Source organism: Tamaricihabitans halophyticus (assembly GCF_004340875.1).
GTDB classification, from domain to species: Bacteria; Actinomycetota; Actinomycetes; order Mycobacteriales; family Pseudonocardiaceae; genus Tamaricihabitans; species Tamaricihabitans halophyticus.
In genome coordinates, this window is sequence record NZ_SLXQ01000001.1 from 1,331,036 (window position 1) to 1,355,013 (window position 23,978).

General features: G+C 66.3%; 22 protein-coding genes. 12 read left to right on the forward strand and 10 right to left on the reverse strand.

Features of this window, described 5'->3' with window-relative positions; all coding sequences use genetic code 11:
- Positions 1 to 159 precede the first annotated feature (159 nt).
- A complete protein-coding gene (locus tag EV191_RS06450; RefSeq protein ID WP_132875832.1) occupies positions 160 to 1,836 on the forward strand; it encodes an alpha/beta hydrolase in 1,677 nt (558 codons plus the stop codon).
- 152 nt (positions 1,837 to 1,988) lie between these two features.
- On the opposite strand, the gene EV191_RS06455 is transcribed toward EV191_RS06450, so the two are convergent.
- Positions 1,989 to 2,393, reverse strand: a complete 405-nt coding sequence (locus EV191_RS06455; protein ID WP_165912837.1) for a YbaB/EbfC family nucleoid-associated protein — start codon at positions 2,391 to 2,393, stop codon at positions 1,989 to 1,991.
- A 220-nt stretch (positions 2,394 to 2,613) separates the two neighbouring features.
- Between EV191_RS06455 and EV191_RS06460 the strand changes: the two genes are divergently transcribed.
- Positions 2,614 to 4,512, forward strand: coding sequence for a vWA domain-containing protein (locus EV191_RS06460; RefSeq protein ID WP_132875834.1), 1,899 nt, complete (start codon positions 2,614 to 2,616; stop codon positions 4,510 to 4,512).
- A gap of 74 nt (positions 4,513 to 4,586) precedes the next feature.
- On the opposite strand, the gene EV191_RS06465 is transcribed toward EV191_RS06460, so the two are convergent.
- From EV191_RS06465 to EV191_RS06490, 6 genes are all read right to left on the reverse strand, one after another.
- Positions 4,587 to 6,410, reverse strand: a complete 1,824-nt coding sequence (locus EV191_RS06465; protein ID WP_132875835.1) for a phosphoenolpyruvate carboxykinase (GTP) — start codon at positions 6,408 to 6,410, stop codon at positions 4,587 to 4,589.
- Between the two features lie 424 nt (positions 6,411 to 6,834).
- Complete coding sequence (locus EV191_RS06470) at positions 6,835 to 7,584, reverse strand: hypothetical protein (protein ID WP_132875836.1); 750 nt, start codon at positions 7,582 to 7,584, stop codon at positions 6,835 to 6,837.
- A 130-nt stretch (positions 7,585 to 7,714) separates the two neighbouring features.
- A complete protein-coding gene (locus EV191_RS06475; RefSeq protein WP_132875837.1) occupies positions 7,715 to 8,206 on the reverse strand; it encodes a hypothetical protein in 492 nt (163 codons plus the stop codon).
- Positions 8,203 to 10,050: a dynamin family protein gene (locus EV191_RS06480; RefSeq protein ID WP_132875838.1), complete on the reverse strand. Its 1,848-nt coding sequence runs from the start codon at positions 10,048 to 10,050 to the stop codon at positions 8,203 to 8,205. The genes EV191_RS06475 and EV191_RS06480 overlap by 4 nt, the downstream gene beginning before the upstream one ends.
- Positions 10,047 to 10,604: a nucleotide exchange factor GrpE gene (gene grpE / locus EV191_RS06485; protein WP_243658773.1), complete on the reverse strand. Its 558-nt coding sequence runs from the start codon at positions 10,602 to 10,604 to the stop codon at positions 10,047 to 10,049. The genes EV191_RS06480 and grpE overlap by 4 nt, the downstream gene beginning before the upstream one ends.
- A 4-nt stretch (positions 10,605 to 10,608) precedes the next feature.
- On the reverse strand, positions 10,609 to 12,195 hold the full coding sequence (locus EV191_RS06490; protein WP_132875839.1) for a dynamin family protein: 1,587 nt from the start codon (positions 12,193 to 12,195) through the stop codon (positions 10,609 to 10,611).
- 155 nt (positions 12,196 to 12,350) lie between these two features.
- Between EV191_RS06490 and EV191_RS06495 the strand changes: the two genes are divergently transcribed.
- Positions 12,351 to 12,821 (forward strand): hypothetical protein, encoded by a 471-nt coding sequence (locus EV191_RS06495; protein WP_132875840.1) that lies wholly within the window; start codon positions 12,351 to 12,353, stop codon positions 12,819 to 12,821.
- A 3-nt stretch (positions 12,822 to 12,824) separates the two neighbouring features.
- On the opposite strand, the gene EV191_RS06500 is transcribed toward EV191_RS06495, so the two are convergent.
- Genes EV191_RS06500 through EV191_RS06510 form a run of 3 tightly spaced genes read right to left on the reverse strand, consistent with a single transcriptional unit; the run spans position 12,825 to position 14,772 of the window.
- Positions 12,825 to 13,604: a dihydrodipicolinate synthase family protein gene (locus EV191_RS06500; RefSeq protein WP_132875841.1), complete on the reverse strand. Its 780-nt coding sequence runs from the start codon at positions 13,602 to 13,604 to the stop codon at positions 12,825 to 12,827.
- Between the two features lie 51 nt (positions 13,605 to 13,655).
- On the reverse strand, positions 13,656 to 13,907 hold the full coding sequence (locus tag EV191_RS06505) for a DUF397 domain-containing protein (RefSeq protein WP_132875842.1): 252 nt from the start codon (positions 13,905 to 13,907) through the stop codon (positions 13,656 to 13,658).
- 16 nt (positions 13,908 to 13,923) lie between these two features.
- Positions 13,924 to 14,772 carry a helix-turn-helix domain-containing protein gene (locus EV191_RS06510; protein WP_132875843.1) on the reverse strand — a complete coding sequence of 283 codons (849 nt, stop codon included), beginning with the start codon at positions 14,770 to 14,772 and terminating at the stop codon, positions 13,924 to 13,926.
- A gap of 144 nt (positions 14,773 to 14,916) precedes the next feature.
- Here EV191_RS06510 and EV191_RS06515 point away from each other — a divergent pair, with 144 nt between their 5' ends.
- The 9 genes from EV191_RS06515 to EV191_RS06555 all read left to right on the forward strand — a co-directional run bounded on the left by EV191_RS06515 (position 14,917) and on the right by EV191_RS06555 (position 23,977).
- Entirely contained in the window at positions 14,917 to 15,204 is a 288-nt protein-coding gene (locus tag EV191_RS06515; protein WP_132875844.1) for a hypothetical protein, read from the forward strand.
- Positions 15,205 to 15,379: 175 nt separating this feature from the next.
- Positions 15,380 to 16,576, forward strand: a complete 1,197-nt coding sequence (locus EV191_RS06520; RefSeq protein WP_341539593.1) for a sensor histidine kinase — start codon at positions 15,380 to 15,382, stop codon at positions 16,574 to 16,576.
- Between the two features lie 11 nt (positions 16,577 to 16,587).
- On the forward strand, positions 16,588 to 17,253 hold the full coding sequence (locus tag EV191_RS06525) for a response regulator (RefSeq protein WP_132875845.1): 666 nt from the start codon (positions 16,588 to 16,590) through the stop codon (positions 17,251 to 17,253).
- 231 nt (positions 17,254 to 17,484) lie between these two features.
- A complete protein-coding gene (locus EV191_RS06530; protein ID WP_132875846.1) occupies positions 17,485 to 18,417 on the forward strand; it encodes an ABC transporter ATP-binding protein in 933 nt (310 codons plus the stop codon).
- Positions 18,418 to 18,445: 28 nt separating this feature from the next.
- Positions 18,446 to 19,207, forward strand: coding sequence for a hypothetical protein (locus EV191_RS06535; protein WP_132875847.1), 762 nt, complete (start codon positions 18,446 to 18,448; stop codon positions 19,205 to 19,207).
- 273 nt (positions 19,208 to 19,480) lie between these two features.
- Positions 19,481 to 20,068, forward strand: coding sequence for a hypothetical protein (locus EV191_RS06540; RefSeq protein ID WP_243658774.1), 588 nt, complete (start codon positions 19,481 to 19,483; stop codon positions 20,066 to 20,068).
- Between the two features lie 57 nt (positions 20,069 to 20,125).
- The gene (locus EV191_RS06545; RefSeq protein WP_165912838.1) at positions 20,126 to 21,958 is read left to right on the forward strand and encodes an Hsp70 family protein; all 1,833 of its coding nucleotides are present in this window, start codon (positions 20,126 to 20,128) and stop codon (positions 21,956 to 21,958) included.
- Entirely contained in the window at positions 21,939 to 22,667 is a 729-nt protein-coding gene (gene trmB, locus EV191_RS06550; RefSeq protein WP_243658775.1) for a tRNA (guanosine(46)-N7)-methyltransferase TrmB, read from the forward strand. Before EV191_RS06545 ends, trmB begins: the two co-directional genes overlap by 20 nt.
- The gene (locus tag EV191_RS06555) at positions 22,664 to 23,977 is read left to right on the forward strand and encodes an amidohydrolase family protein (protein ID WP_132875850.1); all 1,314 of its coding nucleotides are present in this window, start codon (positions 22,664 to 22,666) and stop codon (positions 23,975 to 23,977) included. The genes trmB and EV191_RS06555 overlap by 4 nt, the downstream gene beginning before the upstream one ends.
- Position 23,978 lies beyond the last annotated feature (1 nt).

A 23,978-nucleotide genomic window follows, 5' to 3' on the forward strand; every position in this document is an offset into this window, starting at 1 on the left:
GGCCCGGATCACCAGCTCCGGTACGTACCAGGTCGACATCGGCCCGTTGCCTGGCGAGTTAACCCGATCATCGGCATTGCATCCGTTCGCCGGGTATGCGCATAGTCACTCGCGGTACAGACTCGGGTGATCCACTCGGCCTACGGATGAGAGATGTACATGACAAGGATTCGAACCCTGGTCGGGGTTCCGCTGATGGCAAGTGCGCTGCTGCTAGCTGGTCAGCCGGTGCTGGCCGAACCAGCGGTACAACCGACCCAGCCCAGCGTGCCGGACCGCTACCTGGATCAGCAGCTCAACTGGAAACCGTGTTTCCCGGACGGCCCACCGCCCGACCTGCCGCCAGCCGCGCAGGAGTTGCAGTGCGCCAGTTTCACCGCGCCACGCGACTGGTTCCGACCGGATGACAAGCAGGATGTGACGGTGGCGGTCAGCAGGCTGCCCGCGACCGGCGAAGCGACCGCGAGCGTGCTGACCAACCCTGGCGGCCCTGGCGCGCCCGGTCGGACCACCCCACTGAACTTCGGTGAACGGGATCGGCTGCGCGCCAGCCAGGAGATCATCGGCATCGATCCGCGCGGCACCGGCGACAGCACGAACATCACCTGCGGGGACAAGGCCCAGCTGGATGCCGAGCTCGATCCGCGCGACCGTGGCCAGGGAAACCTCGACCTCATCCTGAATTCGAACGAGCTCATCGCCCAGTTCTGCCAGGAGAAATCCGGCGAGCTGGGTCAGTACGTGAACACCGAGCAGACCGTGCGGGACTATGACCTGCTGCGCCAGCTGCTCGACAGGGAAACCGTGAACTGGGTCGGCTATTCCGGCGGGACCTGGCTCGGCGCGCACTACGCGACCGCTTTCCCGGACAGCGTGGGCAGATTCGTGCTCGACTCCAATGTCGAATTCACCACGACGTTCCAGGATTCCTTCGACTGGCAGCCGCTCGGGTTCGAACGCAGATTCCGGGAGGACTTCCTGCCGTGGGTGGCCAAATACGACTCGACGTACCAACTCGGTGCCACCGGGGAAGAAGTACGCCAGGCCTACGAGGACATCCGGGCCGCCCTCACCAAGCAACTGCTCGAAGTGGACGGTACGGAGATCACCGCGCCTGGCCTGGACGAGGCGATCGCCGGTTCGCTGTACAGCAAGGATGCCTTCCCCGCGCTGGCCGAGAATCTGGCTGGCCTTGCCGAGCTGACCGGCGTGCGACCAGCACCGGCCAGTAGGGCGGCCTCGACTGAGCAGATCGCGGCGCGATACCAGACGGCGACCGAAGGCGGACCGCAACTGCGTGCCCCACAAAGCTACGACGACGCCTACGACGCCAGCTTCATCACGATCACCTGCAATGACACCCCGTGGACCGATGACAGGGACAGTCTGCTGCGCAAGTCCGCGGAGTTCGGCGAGAAGTGGCCGCTGCTCGGTTGGGGTTGGGTTGCTCAGCCCTGCATCAGTTGGGATCGCCCGGCGGTTTCGCTGCCGACCCCGACCGGCGCCGGGGTGCCACCGGTGCTCATGGTGCAGTCCACCAACGACCCGGCCACGCCACTGGAGGGCGCGCGCAGGGCACATGAGCGCTTCGCTGGATCGCGCATGATCACCGTCGCTGACGAGGGTGATCACGGGATCTACGCGTTCACCGGGAACGAGTGCGTGGACGAACAGGTGGAGCGCTACCTGGTCGATGGCGAAGTTCCGGCAGGCGACACCACCTGCCCCGGTATGCCACTGCCGAATGCGGAGGAGCCGGAGGCGAACTCCGACGAACCGCGGGGTTTGGACCAGGACGCGGCCTACCGCGAGGCAGCCGGCAGTATGCCGCGCTGAGGCTTTGTCAAACCACTGTCCGTACCTGTTGACAACCGCGGTGTGCGGTCGGCTGCTTGTTGACAGGCTGGGCATCTGTTGACAACTACCCGGCGATCGGAACCCGGTCGGCGCAGCGTCCCGACGCAGCGTTCCGCAGATCAGCGGGCATTTCACACGTACGGCCGATTGGCATTAACAGGTCCACAGGTTGTGCACAGAGTTATCCACAACCTGTGGGCAACTGTTATCCACAGGCTTGCCGGGTGTCCACGGGGATAACTGGTGCAACACCGGGACACCCGGCTGTCAGCCAGGTATCGGCCGTTCGGCCGCTTGCACCGCGTCCGGTCGGCGATCTTCGCCTGCGCCTGTTTGATCAGCCGCAGCACGCCGGCGGAAAGCTCGGCGGCACTGCCATCGGTTGCCTGCTCGGAGATGCGGATATCGGTGACGGCGCCACTGGTGGAAACGGTGACGGCAAGCGAGCCGTCCGGGGTCCGCTCGGTGACCGTCGTGTCCGCCATCCGCTGGTGGACCTGGCCATACTGCTCGGCGAGGCGCTGTGAGTCGCTCACGAGCTGTTTCATCCGCGTGATCGCGGAGTCAGGTCGGTAACTGCCCCCGCTCATTCGTTCAAAGCTGTCACGACCTGCTGTTGGTCAATTACCCCAACAGCGTAGAGCGCGCGTGATTGCATCTGGGGTTTTCCTGTGAATTGAACCTCGGAACCAATGCGCCCGAAAACACATCGGATATCCGAGTTGCATTAGCTAAGCAGGGGAGAGGTGGAATTACGTGCGCCAGTCTCATGCCCGCTGGCCAGCGCTGGTTACCGCGCTGGGGGTCAGCCTCGGGCTCGCACTGTTCAGCGCCACACCGGTCAGCGCTCAGGAGGAGACGGAAAAGACCGCGCCGGTCATGGTGACCATGGACGCGTCCGGCTCGATGGCCGATGAGCTCGACGGCACGACGAAGATGGATGCCGCCAAGGACGCGCTGAACACGCTGGTTGACGGGCTCGACTCGGACGCCGAGATGGGCCTGCAGGTCTACGGCTCGAAGGGTGCCGGATCCGGTTCAGGGAACCCGACCTGCGAGGACATCAGCACCGAAGTACCGGTCGGCCCGGTAGATGCGGCGCAGATCAAGAGCAAGGTCGCCGCGCTGGAGCCCGCGGGAGAAACGCCGATCGGTGACTCGTTGAAGCAGGCCGCGCAGGAGCTGCCGGACGAGGGACCGCGCGCGATCGTGTTGATCTCCGACGGCATCGACACCTGTGCCCCGCCGGACCCGTGTGAGGTCGCCAAGGATCTGGCCGAGGACGGCGTGGACCTCGCGGTACACACGGTCGGTTTCCAGATCGACGAGAAGGCCAAGGAGCAGCTGTCCTGCATCGCGGAAAGCACCGGCGGCAGCTACACCGACGCGCCGGACGCGAAGACGCTGGACGAGCAGCTGCCGAAGGTCGTGGAGCGGGCACAACGGCAGTACGAGGCCGAGGGCATCCCGATCACGGGGACCGAGGACTACCCGGACGCGCCGGAGATCGAGGCCGGCCAGTACGTCGACGAGATCGACTCCGGTCAGCGCAAGCACTACAAGATCGAGATTCCGGACGGCTACTCGGTGCACTTCGCGGCCACCGCGATCATGCCGAAGGACGAGACCGGCGGCTGGGCGAAGTTGAATACCAGCGTGATGGACCCGCAGGGCCAGGCATGCGCCGGTAACGATGAGAGCTTCGCCGTTCGATCCGGAAACAGTTGGCAAGCCCACGGCACCTCGGCGTTCGGCTGGGACAGCAGCACCGAGGGCGATTGCAACGCAGATGGCGAGTACTACCTGACCGTCGAGCGGGACGGGCCGAGCGAATCCAAGTACTGGACCTGGGAAACCGAGCTGATCGTGGTGCTCGAGCCACCGCTCGCCGGTTCCGCTGGTCCCGCCGAGAACACCTCGGAGGTGCCATTCGACAACCCCGGCGGTTCGGATAAACCGGTCACCGGTGGCGGCAGCTTCAATGACGCGACCGAACTCCCGGACAGCGGCACCTACACGGACACCGTGCGGGGCCAGGAGATGGCCACCTACAAGATCAAGCTCGACTGGGGCGAGTCGCTTGCCGTTCAGGTCAACGGCAAGAACCCGACCAAGGAGTGGGCACGTCTCACTTCGACGGTCTACGACCCGACCCGCAAGAGTGGCAGCGACTGGGACGACTTCAGCAGCGTCAAGGACGACACCGAAACGCTGGATGACATCGCCACTCCTCGGGTGCTGTACAACAACCGGGGCGAGCGGGACGAGCTCCGGCCGGGTATCGCCGGCTGGTACTACATCACGGTGCAGGTCGGCGAATCCCCGAACAGCAAGGTCGAGATGCCGATCCGGATGTTCGTGAGCAAGGGTGGGGAGAAGGTCGCCCCGCCGGAGTACGCGCAGGTCGATGGGAACCCGGCGGGTCCGATAACCGAGCCGCAGGCGCCCGAGTCCGAGGAGCAGGGACAGCAGGCGCAGAGCGTCGATCAGACCGCCGGTGAGCAGGACGGCGGCATCCCCGTCTGGGTCTGGTTCACCATCGGTGGCGCGGTGGTCCTCGGTATCGGCATTGCCTCCGGCCTCACCGCGGCGGCCAAGAAGAAGCGCAAGGCAGCGGCCGCGCAGCAGTACTACGGCGGCGGCTACTGGCAGTAGCTACAAGTACGCCCCGTGACCGTGTTCTTAACGCGGTCACGGGGCGTCGCTCGTGCTAAGGACCGTAAAGCTGGCTAGCCGAGGCGCTGCTTCAGTGCCTCGAGTTCGTCGCGCATCCCGCTCGGCAGCTTGTCGCCGATCTGCTCGAACCACGCTTCGATGCCGGGGATCTCCGCCCGCCATTCGTCCACATTGACCTTCAGGCAGGCTTCGATATCCGCCGGGTCATCGTCCAACCCGGACAGATCGAGGTGTTCGGCAGCGGGCACGTGGCCGATCGGCGTCTCCACCGCGGCAGCCTTACCCTCGATCCGCTGGATCGCCCACTTGAGCACGCGGGAGTTCTCCCCGAATCCGGGCCACAGGATCCGCCGGTTCTCATCCCTGCGGAACCAGTTCACGTAGAAGATCTTCGGCAGCTTCCCGGCATCCGCCCGCTTACCGGTGTCGATCCAGTGCTGGAAGTAGTCACCCGCGTGGTAACCGATGAACGGCAGCATCGCCATCGGGTCCCTGCGCACCTCGCCGACCTTGCCCGCGGCGGCCGCGGTCTTCTCCGAAGACAGCGTGGCGCCCATGAAGACACCGTGCTGCCAGTCGCGCGATTCGGTGACCAGCGGGATGGTGTCCGCCCGACGCCCACCGAACAGGATCGCGGAGATCGGCACGCCCTTCGGATCGTCCCACTCCGGGGCCAGGATCGGGCACTGCGACATCGGCGTGCAGTACCGCGAGTTGGGGTGCGCGGCCTTCTCGTCCGAATCCGGCGTCCAGTCCCGCTTCTTCCAGGACGTGGCATGCGCCGGCTCGTTTTCCATCTCCTCCCACCAGACGTCGCCGTCATCGGTCAGCGCGACGTTGGTGAACACCGAATTGCCCTGCGCGATCGTGCGCATCGCGTTCGGGTTGGTCTTCCAGTTGGTGCCCGGCGCGACGCCGAAGAAGCCCGCCTCCGGGTTCACCGCGTACAGCCGGCCATCGTCGCCGAAGTGCATCCAGGCGATATCGTCGCCGAGCGTTTCCACCTTCCAGCCGGGGATGGTCGGCTCGAGCATGGCCAGGTTGGTCTTCCCGCAGGCGCTGGGGAACGCGGCTGCGACGTAGTAGACCTGTTTCTCCGGCGAAGTGAGTTTCAGGATCAGCATGTGCTCCGCGAGCCAGCCCTCCTCGCGCGCCATCGACGAAGCGATCCGCAGCGAGTAGCACTTCTTGCCGAGCAGTGCGTTGCCGCCATAGCCGGAGCCGAAGCTCCAGATCATCCGCTCCTCGGGAAAGTGCGTGATGTACTTGGTCTCGTTGCACGGCCAGGGAACATCCTGCTGGCCCGGCTCGAGCGGGGCTCCGATGGAGTGCAGGCAGGGCACGAACTCGCGCTCGGTGCCGTCCTCGGCGACGAACCGGTCAAGCGCCTTGGTGCCCATCCTGGTCATCACCCGCATCGAGACCACGACGTACTCGGAATCGGTGATCTCCACGCCGAGCATCGGCCGCTGCGCGCTGAGCGGTCCCATGCAGAACGGGATCACGTACATCGTACGACCACGCATGCAGCCCCGGTAGAGCTCCGTCATGATCGCTTTCATCTCGTCCGGGTTCATCCAGTTGTTCGTCGGACCGCAGTCCTCCTGCTCCCGCGAACAGATGTAGGTGCGCTCCTCGACCCTGGCCACGTCATCCGGGTCAGAGGCGGCCCAGTAGGAGTTCGGCTGCTTCTGCAGCGGAACGAACGTGCCGGCCGCAACCAGCTGAGCGGTCATCCGCTCCCACTCCGCGTCGGATCCGTCTACCCAGACCACCCGGTCAGGCGTGGTCAGTTCGGCAACTTCATGTACCCAAGACACCAGTCGCTCATGCGTCGTGGGTGCGCTTTCCAGACCTGGAATGGTCACTGACGTCATCTGACCTCGTCTCCTGACTCCGACACCGTGCCGTCACCGCCGACCTCCGGTGCGGCCGAACGGCCGCCGCCGACGGAGCGACGAATCGACAATGCGACGCACGAACCAACACTGGCTCGGCGCCGCGCTGAAAAAGGGGATGGAACGAGGTTAGCCCCGGGACCGCCGGGTTACCGAGGGATGGCCTGTCGGCTCTCTCACAAGAACGATAACGTGAACGATTCAGAGCCGTTCGGCCTCACCCAAATGAACCGCGAATGGCTTGCCGCGCACCGGCTTCATAACTTGATCTTTACATCTATCGCGGAGATTTCACACAAATCGGGTAGCCCGCCGGGAAGTACTTCTGTTCATTGGATAAACCGAAGGCCGCCTTCCGTGTGCTCGACGCACAGAAGGCGGCCTTCGGCTGGCTGGTTACCGGTCAGTTGTTGCTGATCCACTGTCCCGTGGCGCTGTCGATCCTGGCCACACCCTCTTCGAGGTTGCCACCGCCGCCCGCGCCCCAGAGCTCGTCACTGTCCCCGGTGACCCCGCTGGCGGTATCCGGCCGGTACGTGCCCTGCCCGTCGATCCGGCCGCGCTCGACCTCGGTCCACTCACCGTTGCCCTGGTGCTCGGAGATGACCACGTTGCCCTGCGCGTCGACCTTCGTCTCCACGTCCGCGGCGCCGTCGCCGTCGGAGTCGGTGTACATCGTGGTGCCACCGTTCGCGTCCTGCACTACCGCCGTGTCGTTCTGGCCGTCGCCACTGGTGTCCACGGTGGCCTCACCGGCGTTGGTCTCGCCGCTCGAGGTCTGCACGGTGATGTCGCCGCCGCCAGAGGTGTCCCCCTGGTTCGCGTCGGTGTCCTCCCCGCCAGGTTCCCCGGTGTTCGGGTCGACGGCGTACCACTTGCCGCTCGCCTCATCGAACTGCGCGGCCGATACGACGTTGCCCTGCGCATCGCGCTCGATGTACAGGTCGGCCTTGCCGTCGCCGTCGGTATCGCTGAACTGGTCGTACCCGCTGTCGGTTTCCTGCAGGATCGTGTCGTTCGTGCCGTCTTCGTTACCGTCGAAGTTGGTCTCGGCGGAGTACTCGTCGCCACCTACGGTGACGGTTAGCTCGCCGGTCGCCTCCGTGTCGGTTGTGTCCGTGGTGTCGGCGCCACCGGTCTCATCGACGTACACCTTTATGCCCCCTAACGGAGTCCATCTACTTCGACTAATTATGCGTTTGGTACTTCAGACTCACGTTATGCCCGTCTGGTTCCCGAGCCAACCGGGAAGGTCCGGTTTCAACCCGACCGGGCTTCGCGTGTCAGGTCGGCATCCCGCCGGCACCGATGGAAACGCACCAGCCGTCACCGTCCGCGGTGACCAGTAGACTCGCCTTCTCCGTTGCCGCTTCGCCGGCGGTCTCGTTCGGATTTCCCCTGGTCACTTCGAGCCAGTAGCGCGCGTTGCGGTCATCCGAGCTGCCCTCGCCGAGTACCCGCATCGTCACGTCCTGGCCATGAAACTCGGAGATCGCGTACTCGCCATCCGACTCGCTCAGCGAGCAACTGACGGCGACCAGCACGCCCGCGTCCCGCTCATTCACCGCGTGTAGGTAGGAGTCCACGGTCGGCCGGGCATCCGCGCTGGAATCCGCATCGTCGCCGAGCAGCAACATCACTGCCAGCACTCCACCAGTAATCAGCACGACAATGCCGATCGTGACACCGACGATCAACCCGATATTGCGCCGCCGTGGCGGTTGATAGCCGTACGGCGGTGGCGGGTAACCCCTTGGGTGGCCACCGGGGTTCACTGCCCGCCCCTGGCCTTGTGCATCCGGTCGAGCAGGTTCTCCGCCCGTTCCTGCGCCGAATCCACATCCTTGATCCGTTTGCCCACATCGCCGAGCTGTTTGGAGCGTTCCTGCGCGCCCATCTTCAGTGTCTTGTCCACCTCACGCAGCTCGTCTTCGATCGCGTTGATCCGCCGGCCGAGCGCGTCATCCAAGGCAAGCGCCAGTTGCTGTTCCGCCTCGATCAACTGCTCCGCGACCAACTGATCCAATGTGGATCTCGCATCGGCGATGGATTCGGTCAACCACTGCTTCATATGCTGCTTGTTCGCCGCGTGCTTGCGAGTGCGGGCCATCCACCAGCCAGCGCCGAGACCGAGCACGATGGTCGGCACCAGCAGCAGTGGATTCAGCACGGATACGCCAAGCGCGGGGGCGAGTGGCATAGCCGCGAGCCGGCCGGCGCCGATCCCGCCGGACAGCCCCATGAACACCAGCAGTTTGTCCTCGGCGGTTGGCGCGCGCTTGTCCGGCGGGCGCAGCTGCACCAGTGGGCCACCGGCCCGTGCCAGCTGCCCGCGAATCACACCCAGTTCCTCGGCGGAGAACAGATCTGCGAGCACCGTGTCGGCGACCTGGTTCAACCGCACGGTCAGGCCACCACTGATCCGCCCGGAAATGGTCTGTAGCGCGGCATCCACCTGCTGCGGCAGCCCGGTCAGCGTCTCCCGGTCCGCGGCGTCGATCGACTGCCGCGCCCAGGACTGCGCATCGCGCATCTGCCTGCCGACCTCGTGGGTCACCTCAACCCTGGTGCGGTTGACCTCCGAGCGGAGTTTGACCTGCCAGCCCCGAGTGGAAGATTTGCGTTGGCTGGTCAGTTCATCCCGGCGGGCACGTAGCGCTTCCGCCTCGTCCTCACCGGTGGACAGCGCCCGCCGTTCGGCGTGCAGCCGGGCGCTCACCTCGCCGAACGCGCTGTGCAGCGCGCGCATCGTGTTCGCCTCACCGAGCATCGCGGACCGGCCGACAAGCAACTCCTGCACGGCGGTCTGTAGCTCGATCACCCCGGAGCGCTCGCGCAGCATCGCGGCCGCCTGCTCGTTCGGCGCGTTGCCAGCCATCTCGAACATGCGCGCGGACACCGGGTGGAACACGGCGTCCGCGAATCTCGGTGCGTACTCGGCAAGCAACTGCTTATCCGCTTCGAGTACTTCCCGCCAACCCCGAAACTGATCCACTTTGGACAGTGCGAAGATGACGGTGTCCACCCGGTCACCCATCTTGCGCAGAAATTCCAGTTCCGTACTGGTGAACGGGGACGACGCGTCCACAACGAACAGCAGCGCGGTGGCCGCTGCCGCCGCTTCCATCGCCAGCTCGCCGTGCATCGAGTCCAGCCCGCCAACCCCTGGGGTGTCCACGATGTTCAGCTTGTTCAGCAGCGGCACCGGCCCGCAGACCTCGACATAGCGTGGCGGGATCTGACCTTCGGGGAGTTCCTGCCCAGCACCGACCCAGCGCACCAGCTCGTCCAACTCGATCGGCACCGAGGCGAGCTGCCCCGGATAGCAGGCCTGCGCCTGCCATTCCTCGGCATGCCCGAAGAGCAGGTACGTTCCTGTCGCCACCTCGGCGTCCACAGGGGACAGACCTGGCTGTGCGAGCATCGCGTTCACCAGCGAGCTCTTACCCCGTTTGGTCTCGCCGACCACGACGACGCTCGGTGTTTTCGGGCGGCGAGCGCGGATGCCGTCCACCCATTTCGCGCCCTCCGGGTCGACCTCCCGCAACAGGGTGAGCAGCTTGTCCCTGCCATCCCGAACTTGTTGCGGCAGACCAATATTCGCCGGCAGCGCGGTCATCGTGGACCGTTTCGGGTGTAGACGGTGACGATTGGCGGGCGCAGCATCCGGTCCCGGTCGGCGAAGCCGACGACCTCGGTTTCCGCTACGAAACCGTCCAACGTGACGTCCTCGGTGGCCACCGTGGCACCTGCCTCATGGACGGCAGGGTCGAACCGCTCGCCGTCCGGGCGCAGCGCGCGCACCCCTACGTCGGCAAGGCCGTGTTCGATCCGCTCGGCCACCCCAGAACTACGCGCGCGATCCAGCGCGTACAAGCACAGTTGAATCAACGCTTGCCGGTCGGTCGATACCTGATCGGGCTCCACGCCATGTTCTGACGTGCCCGCTTCCGGTTCGGTTCCACCCGGATCCAGATCCGTGCCGGCATCGTATGCGGCCAGCTCCGCGGCGGTGGGCAACCTGGTCGGCGAGGTTGGCGGGTCACTGCGCTCGCCCTCGGTCAGTTCCTCGGCCGTGACCGCGCCGTCGTCGACATCAACACCGTCAACACTGTCAACGCCATCGGCCGTGGCGGTGCCGGATCGTTTCGATCGGCGGAACCAGGACGCCATCAAGTCACCTCGCAGGTCCGCGGAGCTGCTGCCAGATCAGGAAGTACGCGCGGTGCACGACATGTGCGACCCTGCTCTGCGCTGGGGTGGCGCCGAACGAGGCGAACGAGCGCCACCAACCGGCCCGCTCCAGCGCGTAGCCGGTCAACTCCTCCTGTGGTCGTCCGGGCAGCCCGAGCTGTTCGGGTATTTCCGCGTTGCTACCCACCCGAAGCACTTCTTCGGCCAGGTCTTCGGGCATGTTCACCGCTCCGGAGGCGACCAGGGTCAGCGCCTCGAGCAGCCGCAGTTGATGTGCCTCCGGTTTCGCGAGCAGCACTTCGATCGCGTCGTGCACGCGCTGGCGTTCGCCGGAATCACCGGTTGCGTAGGCGAGCGCGGTGATCGAGGCGAGTGCGGCAGCCGCCTTGATGCCGTCCGCCCTTGCCCGGAACACCCGGTCCAGCCGGGCCCGCACATCGGCGAGCCCGGAACTGTCCAGCAGCCTGCGGCGCAGCGCGCCCGCGGTGATCTCCGGTTCAGCGCGGACGGCATCGATGCCTGCCCGGATCCCGTAGAGATCGAGCTGTTCGAGCAACCGCACCCTGGTGCCGGAGGGCACCTCGCAGTCCCAGGTCGCGAAGATGTCCGCGGACACCAGCATGGTTTCCAGCGTGACGTCATCCAGCTCGGCGAGTTTGTGCAGCGCATCGGAATCGGCCGAGGTGAACCCGCCAGCCTCGGCCGATTCGGCGAGCAGACCGATCACCGGCAGCACATCGGCAACCCTGGGTTTGAGCATGGTGGCCTGGCGCTCGGCGAGCTTGGCCGCCGCGGTCCACACGTCCCCGTTCGCGCCCTCCATCGACTCAGGGGCGATGGTGTCCGCCTTGTTCAGTACCGCGATGGCGTTCACCGGGCCGGCCTCGCGGCTCGCGGTGGCCGCGGTGAACGCGGCGAGCGCCTGCTGGTCATCCGCGCGCACGCTCTGGGTCACCACGTACAGCACGGCTTCGGCCCCAGCGACCGCGCTGCGCGAAGTGTCGTCCAGTTCGTCCGCATGCTCGGAGTCGGAGTCGGGTTCGGGGTCGGCTGGCGGCGGGGCGGAACCAAGCAGCTGCTCCGTCCGAGCTACCGAGGCGGCATCCAGCGAGCCGAGACCGGGCGTGTCGATCACCGTGAGGTCCCGCAACACCGCGTTGGTCAGGTAGGCCTCCAGATGCGAGACCTCGTCGATGTCCACGCCGAGTTCGGCGGGGATCATGCCGTGCGAGTCGAAGGGCACGACCTGCTTACGACCGCTGTTGAAGACCACCTCGACCCGGTCCACGGTGCCGTACTGGAACCTGGTGACCAGCCGGGTGCACTCGCCGATGTCGGTTGGCGCCACCCGGCGCCCGATCAAGGCGTTGACCAGCGTGGATTTACCCGACTTGATGCGCCCGGCGACCGCGACCTGTAGTGGCGCGGACAATCTGCGCAGCACTTCCTGGAAGCCGGCCGCGGTGCGTTCGGACACCTGCGGCTGTAGGCGTTGGCATAGCTGCGCGACCGCGGCGGAAAGCGGCCCGGCGAGTGAGCCAGGCTGCTGCTGTGCCGGCGCCGTAGTCACCCGGCGAACCCCCGTTTCGCGTTATCTGCTCCTGCCCTGGGTTGCATCGTGCCATGCGTGCGGTCGGCGCGGGGACACAGTCGGACGAAGTGACGTTTAGCTGGCCAGCCTTCCGGAAACCCGCATGGTTGCAACCCATCGCGAAGGGAGCCAGCGTGCATCCCGACAGCTATTTGCTTTTCCTGCTGATCAGCGCGGTGCTGGTAGTCGCCGACGGCCAGCTGATCTACCGCAGCGGTAGAGAGTACCTGGACCAATCCGGCGAGCATGCCGCATCAGCCCGCTCGGCGACCCAGCTGGTCACCGTGCTGTTTCACCTCATCATGCTCGGCCTGCTGGCGCTGATGGCGAGCATCCCGTTCAGCACCGGCAACCCGGTCCGTGATCTCGTGGTACGGCTGGGAATCGCGTTGCTGATGCTGGCCGCCGCGCACGCCGGCACGATCGCGATCCTCGGGCAGATCCGGCAGAACCAGTATGCCTCGGCGCGCAGTGCCAGCCGACGTAAGCCGCCACGCGAATGGGGGAGCCATCCCACGGTGAACCCGGTCAGCGACGGCCCGAGCGACCGATCCGCGGTGAGCCCCGCCATTGACAGCAGGGGCCCCTACACCACACCGGACTAGTGGTCAGTCGATCCGGGCGTGCGTCGGTGTGCCGAAGCGCTGCGCGACGAGTGCCTTGAGGCCGTGTGGGAAGTTGCCCTTCGCGGCCAGGTGCGCTTCGGTCAGCTCGCGCTGGGCGGCGAAGTCGCCGTCGAACGCGCGCACGCATAGTTCTGGTTGCGCGTTGCCGAGCGCGACGATCGCGCCCGCGCAGCCGAGTGGGCCGGCGTAGCCGAGTACGGCCGCGGAGCCGGTGTAGATATCGCCGTCGAAGGAGGCGAGCTCGGTGAGGAGGCGGTCCGGGTCGCCGGTGGAGTCCTTCACGCCGACCACGGGCAGGTCCGGTAGCAGGTCGGTACGGATACCGGGTTCGGCCGCGGCGGGGAAGTGGTAGGCGAGCAGCGGGAGGTCCGGGACCGCTTCGGCGACCTTGGCGTAGTACGGGCGCGGGTCGGGCACGCGGTGCGGGGTAAGGACGAGCGCGGCGCTCGCGCCCGCATCGGCGGCTTGCCGGGTGTACTCGATGGCCTGCCTGCTGGACGGGGCGCCGGTGCCGGCGACGACCGGGATGTCGGCGGGTATCGCATCGCGTACCGCGCGGATGAGCTCGGCCCGTTCGGTCCCGCTGAGCGTGGCGGCCTCGGCGGTGGAGCCGCCGACGATCACCCCGCGCATACCGAGTTCGACCAGCGTATTGGCCAGTTCCGCGGTGGCTTTGACCTCGACCGCGCCGGTTTCGTCGAACAGCGTTAGCAGTGCTACCCCGACGCCGCGGAACACACTCGACGTGCCATCCGAGCCCATGGATTTACCCTCCCGCGTTGTCGCCGACCACGTTCTTCAGGGATCTTGCGGTTACGTGAGCGTGGACAGCCAGGAATTGAGCGCGGTGCGCGGGAAGAACAACACGCCGCCGGCCGGGTTCTTACTGTCCCGCACGGCAACCATCGCCTCATCCAGTGCGGCCGTCTCCACACATTCGCCGCCACCGTTGCTGTAGCTGGACTTGCGCCACGTGGCGCCATCGAGCGCAGCGGTCTCCACGCAGTTGCCGCCACCGTTGCTGTAACTCGACTTACGCCACGCGAGCGTGGACAGATCAAGCATGATGCAGACTGCCTTTCTAGCGGTACTCCGCCAGTATGGCAGAAAGCAGACTCAGCGAATCCGCCTCGTTCAGCGCTGGTGCGCCCAGGTCCGCGAACATTTTGATCATCGCAGCGACGTCGCCCTCGTCGCTGATCAGATAGCCACCCAGCGGCCCGTCGAAATAGCCGAGCGGCGGATCAACACCGGGATCAGCGAAGTGCAGCACGGTGAAGTTGCTTGCCACGCCGGCGAGTTCGCCACGCGTGCTCGGCAGCACCTGAATGGTCACATTCGCGGTTTCCGCCGCTTCGCACAGCCGAGCCAGCTGGGCTGCCATGACCTCGGGACCGCCAACCCGAAGCCGCAGGGCGGCCTCCGCGATCACCGCATGCAGGCGCAACGGATTGACTTCGTCCAGTCGCCGCTGACGCTGCTGACGAGCGGCAACCCAGCGATCCACATCCTGTGGCGCGACCACATGCGGCGCGGTCAAATGAGTGGCCCGCGCGTATTCCTCGGTTTGCAGCAGACCAGGAATGATCACTGGTTCGAAGGTCGACAGGGCTATCGCGTCTTCCTCGAAGCTGACCAGCGGGCGCAGCCAGTCCGGTAGGCCATAGACCGCCCACTGGCTCTTCCCCTGGTTGGAGTCCTGGCGCAGCTGTTCCAGCCCCTTACGGACTTCAGTTGGCGCGCGCAGCTCGGCGAGCAGGCAGACCAGATCGGATTTGCTGATCTTGGTCTTACCGAGTTCCCAGTTCACCAGCGTGGCATGCGTGCGGCCGATCTCCGCCCCAACATCGGTCTGGGTGCGTCCGGTTGCCTCGCGCAGCCTGCGCAACTCGGCGCCCAGCCGGCGCAACGGTGCCGACGAACCAGCCATGCCACTCCTCTTCGCAGCCTCGGGGACGCCTAGAGGTGAACCCTACACGTGAATGGCTTACATAAAAGATCGCTACCCAAATGGGCTATGTTGATCTTTTATGTAAACTTCTATCGTTCTTCCACAACATCGTAGGGAGGACCAATGGCCGAGGAAGCACCCGAACCGCCGTGTGACAAGGACGAGTTCGCTGAATTGGTACGGGAGATGGTCACCGAAGACGCGCCAAAACTCTTCGCCGTCGTGCAGGAAAAAGGCGACGGGGTTGACGCTTGGGTCGCCGCATGGGGGATGGCATTCAAGGACCACGCGGAGCTCGTCGCCGTCGACCGGCGAGTGCGGATGACCTTGCAAAGGCCCGAGAACGCCTGCCGGCTCTTCCGCAGGGGCGGGCGGCTGAACGTCCACCTGGTATGGACGGACGACGCGTAATCACCTCCACCGAGATCGCAATCTTTAGGGATCTTGCGGTCACTGGGCACCGCGCCCAGTAATCGCGTTCTTTGGGGTTCTTGCTGTTGGTCGCGGGGCGGGTCAGACCTGGGGATTAGTGGGATCGTTCCGCGGGGCGACGCGCGCCGCGTGGGCTACGACCTAGCCTGACTGGGTGCGGCGGCTCAGTTTGTGGATGCGCAAGCATCCGATGGTTGGCGACAGCCTGGTGATGCTGCTGGTGCTACTGCTCGGACTACCGATCTACCCCCGGGTGCTCACCGGCCAGCTGGACGTGACCGGCTGGCTGTTCGCGCTGTCCACCCTGCTGCTGCTCGCACCGTTGATCATCCGCCGGCGCCATCCGGTACTCGCCGCCTATCTCATTCTGCTCGGTGCGCTGGTGCATCTCGCCGACGTACCCGCGCGCGCGGCGCCCGATCTCGATCCGCTGATGCTGCGCGCCGAGGACATCGGGCTGACCATGCTGCTCTACACCCTGGTCGCCTACGTCGGCCGGCGCAGAGCGGCCGAATACGCCGCCTGTCTAGTCGTGCTGTGCATACTCTGGATCTTCTTCCGGTTCGACGAGGCAGCCGTCGGCCCACTGGTTTTCATCGCCATCATCCTCGCGTTCTCCTGGGTGCTCGGCGAGTTCGTCGGCGCCCGCCGCGCCTACCAGTCCGAAGTAGAACAGCGGTTGCGGATGGCGGAGACCGAGCGCGACCAGCACGCCCGGATCGCGCTCGTCGAGGAACGCTCCCGGATCGCCCGCGAACTGCACGATGTGGTCGCACACTCGGTCAGCGTGATGGTGGTGCACGCGGACGGCGCTGGCTACGCGGTACGCGGCAAACCCGAACTCGCCGAGGACGCCCTGCGCACGATCTCCGGCACCGGCCGGGAAGCACTCGCCGAGCTGCGCCGACTACTCGAGGTGCTCCGCTCGGATGATCCGGAAACCGATCGGGACCTCGCCCCGCAGCCAACCGCACGGTCACTGGCCGAGCTGGCGGAAAAGGTGCGCTCGGTCGGCCTTCCCGTACAGCTGGACCTGCACGGCGCGGTCGCCGACCTGCCGACCGGTCTCGGCCTGGCGATCTACCGGATCACCCAGGAAGCACTGACGAACACCGTGAAACACGCCGGCCACGGCGCCGCCGCACGCGTCCGGGTAGCCAGAACAAACAACGAGGTCACCCTGGAGATCACCGATAACGGCACCGGTACCGCACGGGTCACCGTGCCGGGTGGCAATGGGCTCATCGGGATGCGCGAGCGGGCCACCGTGTTCGGCGGAACGCTGGAAGCCGGGCCAGGGTCAACCGGTGGTTGGCGAGTGCACGCAACGATCCCGATACCGAGCGAATAGGCTGGCCAACCGTGATACGCGTGCTCGTTGTCGACGACCAGGAACTGATGCGCGTCGGGTTCCGGATGGTGCTCGGGGCGCAGGACGACGTGGAAATCGCCGGTGAAGCCGCGGACGGTGCCGCCGCGGTCCGGATGGCCAGTGAGCTGCGCCCAGATGTGGTGCTGATGGATATCCGGATGCCGGTACTGGACGGCGTCGAGGCGACGAGACAGATCGCCGCCGGCGGCAAGGACAGCGCCCGGATACTGGTGATGACCACCTTCGACCTTGACGAGTACGTGCTTTCCGCGTTGCGCGCGGGGGCGAGCGGTTTCCTGCTGAAGGACACCCCACCGGATGACCTGGTCTCCGCGTTGCGCTCGGTCGCGGCCGGAGACTCGGTGGTTTCGCCGAGCGTGACGCGGCGGCTGCTGGACCGCTTCATCGGCGAGACCGGCAGCGAACTCGCCGATGCCAGCGTGCTCGACGTACTCACCGAGCGGGAACGCGAAGTACTCACCCTGATCGCGGGTGGACACTCGAACACCGAGATCGCGGGCCAGCTCTTTCTTTCCGAAGCGACTGTGAAAACCCATGTCGGCCGCGTACTGTCCAAACTAGAGCTGCGCGATCGGGTGCAGGCGGTGGTCCTCGCCTACGAGACCGGCCTGGTCCGCCCCGGCTCGGCGAGCTGATCACTTTCCCACTTTCGGGTGCCCTCAGGGACCGGTTCAGGGTCAGCTCGGGGTAGATCACTGATCCGTGTCCTCCTTCCGAAGGGCAGAGTGCTACCTAAGTCGATCGCAGTCGGTACCTCAGCATGACGCGCGAAGCGACCGATCTAGGCAATGATCGAGGTAATGGCATGGGGGCGACCACAGGGTGATCGCGTCAATACCGCGAGTCGTAAGCGACCAGGAGGGCACATGATCGAGGCAGTAGGCCTCACCAAGCAGTACGGCAACACGATGGCGGTCAAGGACCTCTCGTTCTCCGTCGAGCCGGGCAAGGTGACGGGTTTCCTCGGTCCAAACGGGGCAGGAAAATCCACCACGATGCGCATGATCCTCGGTTTGGACAATCCGACCGCCGGCGATGTGCGGATCAAGGGCAAGCACTACCGTGATCTGCACCATCCACTTCGTACGGTTGGCGCGCTGCTCGAAGCGCGCTGGGTGCATCCGAACCGATCGGCACGATCCCATCTGCGCTGGATGGCCAAGTCGAACAAGCTGCCAGCGAGCAGGGTGGACGAGGTCCTGGACATCGTCGGGTTGACCGCGGTCGCGAACAAGAACGCGGGCGGGTTCTCGCTCGGCATGTCGCAACGGCTCGGCATCGCGGCCGCGCTGCTCGGCGACCCCGAGGTACTGCTCTTCGACGAACCGGTGAACGGGCTGGACCCGGAGGGCATCCTGTGGATCCGCAACTTCATGCACCGGCTCGCGGACGAGGGCCGCACCGTGTTCGTCTCCAGCCATCTGCTTTCCGAGATGGCGCTGACCGCCTCCGAGCTGGTGGTGATCGGCAAGGGCGAGCTGATCGCGCAGAGCAGCACCGAAGAGTTCGTCGCGCGGGCTTCGGAGAACACCGTGAAGGTGCGTAGCCCCCGGATTGGACCGCTGCGGGACGAACTGCTCCGGCTCGGCGTTTCCGCGCGAGACGAGGGCGAAGGACTACTGGTGTCCGGATTGGACAGCGAGAAGATTGGCGAGGTTGCCTTCGAGATAGGCGTTCCGCTGCATGAACTGAGCCCGCAGCAAGGCTCGCTCGAGCAGGCGTTCATGCAGATCACCGGCGACGCGGTGGAGTATCACACCGGACTGGACGACGCCGCCAAGCAGCCGGCAGCCAACTGAGCACCCCTAGAACGAGAAGGCAATTATCATGACTCTGCTCGCAGTCGAACGCATCAAGCTGTTCAGCACTCGCTCACCATGGGCCTGCATCGCGATCGCCTTGGTCACTGCGCTCGGCTTTTCCGCGCTGGTGGTCGGCACGGTCCCGGAAGACTTCGAATTCGGCATCGGGATGACCCAGGTCGGCATCGAATTCGGGCTCGCCATCATCATGGTGCTCGGCGCGCTGGCGATCACCACGGAATACCGGTTCAACACGATCCGTACCAGTTTCCAGGCGGTACCGAACCGAAGCTCGCTACTACTGGCCAAAACGGCGGTGGTCTCGCTGGTCGCCGCCGTTGTCGGCCTGGTCGCCGCCTTCGGCGCATGGGGACTTGGCTACCTGATCGACCCCGGTCCGCACCTGGCACTGAACACCGCCGCCGACTGGCGCAATGTCGCCGGCGCCAGTTTGATCTTCGGGCTGGCCGCGGCGATCGCGGTAAGCGTGGGTGTACTGATCCGGCACACCGCCGGGGCAACCGCACTCGTGCTGCTCTACTCGCAGGTGCTGGAACCGATGGTGCAGCTGATTCCGAACATCGGAGCGGACATCCACCAGTGGATGCCCTTCAATGTGGCGAGGAACTTCCTCGCCGGTGGAGCCGAAAGGCCAGCGGCCGCTGCGGGCGGACCGCCCGAGCCGATCGCGGCGCTCAGCCCGTGGTGGTCGCTCGCCTACTTCGCCGCATTCGCCGCCGTGATCCTCACCGCGGCGCTGGTCACCGCGAAGCGCAGGGACGCCTAACGCGTACACAGGAGCCGATCCACAACTCGGGGTCGTTGGGTCGGATACGGGGAAACCGGGCCGGGTCGCCATTCGGGGGGCGACCCGGCCCGGCTATTTGCGCGCATTGCGTAACTGGATTACCACGCCATCGCCCAAATGCCCCACTACTGGAAACATCCTGTTAAGGACAAGTAAAGGTCGCCGTGATGGCCAGCACATTTGGCGGACAAGCGTAACGATCATCCGGTGATATCGGATATAGCCAACGGATAACGCTTGCGGAGGTGAGCCATGACGGTCGTCAAACCAAGCGTGCCAACCGATTCCTTGGTGACGGACAGTGCGCTGGACGAATACCCGCCCACGCCACGAGTCGAAGCGACAAGTGCGCTCGACTGGCACGCTGCGGTCGAGTTGCCCGATTCTCTTTCCGCGCCAATCAGTCCGGCCCAGCGAAGGCGAGCCTGGATTCACCGCGCGCCGGAAGGCCGTGTGGTTGATCGCTACCGGGAATCCGGTGGATCGCGTGGCCAGCTACCCGCGCCATGGTGGCTACGGGCGCTCGCGACCGGCACGCTGCATTCCAGGGCTGCTGGTTTCGCGATCGAGGACGCGGTAAGCGAACTGCTCGACGCGCGGCAGGGTTGGGAGTACGTTCCCTGGGTCGCCGACGCGGAAAGCGGGTACTGGGAGTACCTGCCTTCGGAAAGCGGAGCCGGCCTCGGCACGGTGCCCACCACGGTGTTGCTCACGCACCGGCACACCGGCTGGATCGACGTGGTCGCCGCATATACCGGAACCGCATCGACCGCCATCCCGTTCACCCTCGCCGAGCTGCGCAATCGCATCGGCGAAGTGGAGTCGTTGGCCGCCAACTAACCACGACTTTCCCCGACTGGGTACGGTTTGAGTATCCGGACGGAGGGAGGTTGCGGCGTGCGCGAGCTCGCCATTGACTTCGGCACGTCCAACACCGTCGCCGCGGTACGCACTGCGCCGGGGGCCGCGCCCCAACTACTGCAAGTGGATGGCCTGCCGACCCTGTCATCCGCGGTGTTCCTGGCGAAGAACGGCACCGAGCTGATCGCCGGTCGTGAGGCCGAACGCCAGTCCCGGCTCGATCCGGCGCGCTACGAGCCGAACCCGAAGCGCCGGATCGACGACGTGGAAGTGCTGCTCGGTCCGACCGTCATCCCGGTGGTCGACCTGATCGCCGCCGTGCTGCGCAAGGTTGCCACCGAAACCACTCGCCAGCTGGGCGGCCCGCCAGACCGGGTGGTGCTCACGCATCCGGCCGATTGGCGCCGCATCCGGCAGAACACCCTGCTCGCGGCTGCCCGCGCGGCCGGCTGGGGTGGTCGGATCCAGCTACTCGCCGAACCGGTCTCGGCAGCCGCCCATTTCGCCAACCTCGACGAGGGTGGCGCGGTCCAGCCGGGTACCGCGATCGCGATCTATGACATGGGTGGCGGCACCACCGATACGGCCGTCGTGCTGCGTACCGAAGAGGGCTGGCAGGTACTTGCCGAGGACGGCCTTTCCGACGTCGGCGGCAGGGATATCGACCAGCTGTTGCTCGACAGGGTGCGCCAGTCGGTCGGCGCGGACCGACCGGAGTGGGCCGAACTGCTGCGGCCAAGCACGCCGGTGGCCAGGCGCGCGGCCCGCGCCATGCTGGACGATATCGCCGCGGGCAAGGAGGCGTTGTCCAGCTACCCGCAGACCGATATCCCGCTGCCGCACGGTATGCCCGATGTGCACCTGACTCGAGCCGAGCTGGAAGAACTCGTCCGGCCCTCGGTCGAGCGCGCGACCGCGTTGCTGGCAAGCACGATCGCCACCACCGGGCTGCCGTTGTCGGCCCTTGCCGGGATCTACCTGGTCGGTGGGGCGAGCAGAATGCCACTGGTCGGCCAGCTGATCGCGGAACGCACCGGGATCGTGCCGGTTGCCGTGCAGGCGCCGGAGAGCAGCGTGGCGCTCGGTGCACTGAACGCGCCGGTCGGCAGGGACGACACCGACCCGAGGGAACCACCGGCCTGCCTGGCAGCCGCGGCGAGCACGCCCGAACCAGCGACCGCGTGGCAGCATCCCGGGCAGCACGCCACCCAACCGATGACCCAACCGCAACCGGTTGCTACTCCACAGTGGACGAATCAGCCGAAGCGCAAGCGCTGGCCGTGGGTAGCGGCAGCGGCGGGCGCGGCCGTGCTTGCCGCCGGCATCCTGGTGCCGGTGTTGCTAAGTGGCGACGACCCGACGGCAAACGGACAGCGCGGGATCGCCGAGCGCACCAGCACCAACGAGCCGGAGCCAGCCCCGCCCGATCCGAACAATCCGCTGGACAGTGATCCGCAGGTGCGCTCGTTCGCCGGCGACGCGCGGGCCGTGGTGCAGGACTGCACGGACAAGAAGGGCAGCGCGGCTGATGTCCTCGAAGCGCGTACCCAGGTGGAATGCTGGCTACCGCAGGAGCAGGGCGAGCCGTATGCGGTCACCTACTACGCCGGGGACGATAGCTGCGGGCAGCTGCTCCGGATGGTGAGCCAGCTCGGCGCCAAACCGGAGGGGACCGGCGACTGGTCGTCCGGCGAGCATGGCGGTCGGTGGATGAATCTCGCCACGAGCATCGGCCCCTCGAGTGCGGTGACCTACTGGGCGACCGAGGACCAGACACTGTGTGGTCTGGTCGAACCCCCGACCGGGACGGATGCGTCCACGCAGGACGTGCACGACGTATGGGAATCGAGTGTCAAGCAAGGAAATTGAGCAGCAGCCGATCCGCCGGCTGCGCAGTGTGGTCAGTTATGTGCAGCGCGGCGGCCGGATGACCGTCGGCCAGGAACGCGCCTGGCAGCGCAGCTGGCCGTCGCTTGGCAGGGAGATCAGCGAGCTGCCGGCCGGTGAGCTGGATATCGCTGGTTGGTTCGGTCGTGGCGCGCCGGTCCAGTTGGAGATCGGTTCCGGGATGGGGGAGACCACCGCCGCGCTTGCCGCGGCCGAACCGGAGGTGAACTATCTCGCGGTCGAGGTCTACCCGCCCGGCCTTGCCCAGTTGTTGCTCCGGGCGGAATCCCTTGGCGTGACGAATCTTCGCCTGTTGCGTGGGGATGCGGTAGTGCTGCTCACCGAGCACCTCGCGCCGGGCTCGCTCGCCGGGGTACGGGTGTTCTTCCCCGACCCGTGGCCGAAGAAGCGGCATCACAAGCGGCGGCTGATCCAGCCGGAGTTCGTCGCGCTGCTCGCCTCGCGGATCGCACCTGGCGGCCGGCTGCATCTGGCCACTGACTGGGCCGACTACGCCGAGCAGATGCTCGACGTATGCACGGCGGAGCCAACCCTGGTGAACGAGTATCCGGATGGTTGGGCTCCTCGGCCGGATTGGCGACCGGTGACCAAGTTCGAGGCACGCGCGCGCGCCGAAGGCAGGCAGAGTAGGGATCTGATCTTCCGACGTAGCCAGGGGGCAAGTGCATGACCGCGGTGAAACGGCTACGGGCGCCGGTGGTGTTACCGGCCGACAAGGACTGCTCGGTACTGCGCAACGCCGTGGTGGATATCGACGCGACCGGCCGGATCAGCTACTGCGGACCGGTGGCAACCGCACCCGAGGCCCCGGAGTCAGTGGTCAGTTACCCCGGAATCCTGCTGCCCGGGTTGATCAACGCGCATGCGCACAGCCCGATGACCATGCTGCGTGGCACGGGCGGCGAACTGCCGCTGCTGCGTTGGCTGCATGAGGTGGTCTGGCCGGCGGAGGCGCGGCTGCGTCCTGCCGATATCCGCACCGGAATGCTGCTCGGCTCGATCGAGATGCTGCGCAGGGGTGTGACGACCAGTGTGGAGATGTACTTCCACGGTGAGCAACTGGCCGAGGCGGTACTTGCCACGGGTGCCAGGGTGGTGCTCACCTCGGCGATCCTGCAGACGCCGAAGCTCGACTGGCGCGCACTGTTGCGCGCGGCGAGCGCGTGGATCGACGCGGATGGCCTGCGCTTCGGACCTGGCGAGCGGGTCGAGCTCGGCTATGGCCCGCATTCCGCGTACACCCTGCCGCCCGAGGCGCTGACCGAGATCGCCGAGCAGTCGCGGGCAAGGTCGGCGCTGTTCACCACGCACGTCGCGGAATCCGCGCGGGAGGACGAGCAGCAGCGCGCCGAGCATGGCAGCGTGCCCCAGTTGCTCGCGAAGCAGCAGGTCTACGGTGGGCGGGTGCTGTTCGCGCACGCCGTGCATCTGTCCGATTCGGACATTGAGCTGCTCGCGAGGCACAACGTGGCCGTGGCGCACTGTCCCGGTTCGAACGCCAAGCTGGCCTCCGGTATCGCCAGGGTTCCCGAGCTACGCGCGGCCGGGGTGCCAATCGGGCTTGGTACCGACGGGCCGGCCAGCAACGACGACCTCGACCTGTGGGAAGAGGTGCAGCTCTCCGCGATGCTCGCCCGGCTTTCCGCCGCCGATGCGACCGCACTTACCGCGGCCGACGCGCTGCTGATGGCCACCAGCGGTTCGGCAGAAGCGCTCGGGCGCAGCGATATCGGCGCGCTGGAAGCCAACCGCTGGGCGGATATCGTGCACATCGGGACGGATGGCCCCGCGTTCGCCACCGGGCTTGGCGTGCCGGATGAGCAGTTGCTGACCAACCTGGTGTGGGCAGCGGGCTCCCGGGGGGTCACCGACGTGTGGGTGGCGGGGGATCAGGTCGTGCGGGACGGCGAGGCGGTGCGGGTGGACCGCGCCAAGGCGCAGGCCGACGTCGCGCTGGTGGCTGCCCGGCTGCGCGTCTGAA